Below are 658 nucleotides of genomic sequence, written 5' to 3'. Positions count from 1 at the left end.
GATTGGAGACGACCATGTTCACCCCGCCGTTGTTCATAGAAGGGTTAATGTTGATATCGGCATCTGCGCCGCTCCCCGTATCAAAACCACTTTCCAGCGTCACCGAATTAGTAGCTTCATAGAGGTTACGGTCATAATAAGCTACTGTCAAATCTGCTATTCCAGGGAAAACATAGCTGCTGTTGCCTGTATTGGCAATTGCTCCGTTCATCTGGGTCTGTAAAGCCTCGCGAGAGATATCTCTATTATAGAGTGCCGTCTCCACCGGGCGGTTCAGATCATCATAAAAGGTAACAAGCCACTGGTTCAACGCTCGCTGGTTGGCATCCCTGGTAAATACCAATCGGTCACGCACGTCATACACCATTTCTACTACGCCTGCACCAGGGACCTTTTTAGTAATCATCCGGTTTCTGCCATCGTAGCTATATTGAAAACACAAGCCATCAGCGATAGCGGCTGTATTCCAGCTACCGGTGATCTTCTCCACGCCTAACGGCGGAATCACGAAACGCAGGTTATTCAGGTCATCATAGATATAATAGGTACACAGCCATCCCATATGAGCGGTGCCGGCGTTACCAGCTACCCGGACTTTTTTAAGTACCACCCGGCCGGATTTGTCTTTATATTCCGCCACCTGGCCACCGTCTTCATC

1 pseudogene is annotated in these 658 nt (G+C 49.1%); it reads right to left on the bottom strand.

Annotation, left to right across the window (positions count from 1 at the left end):
* Nucleotides 1-658 (bottom strand): annotated as a pseudogene (locus tag ACTJJS_RS33500) (DUF6443 domain-containing protein); the annotation flags it as partial.

The sequence above is a fragment of the Chitinophaga sp. 22308 genome (genome assembly GCF_052045305.1).
Classification (GTDB): domain Bacteria; phylum Bacteroidota; class Bacteroidia; order Chitinophagales; family Chitinophagaceae; genus Chitinophaga; species Chitinophaga varians_A.
Note: the sequence above shows the minus strand (reverse complement) of the source record. Positions and strands in the feature narration are given on the sequence as shown.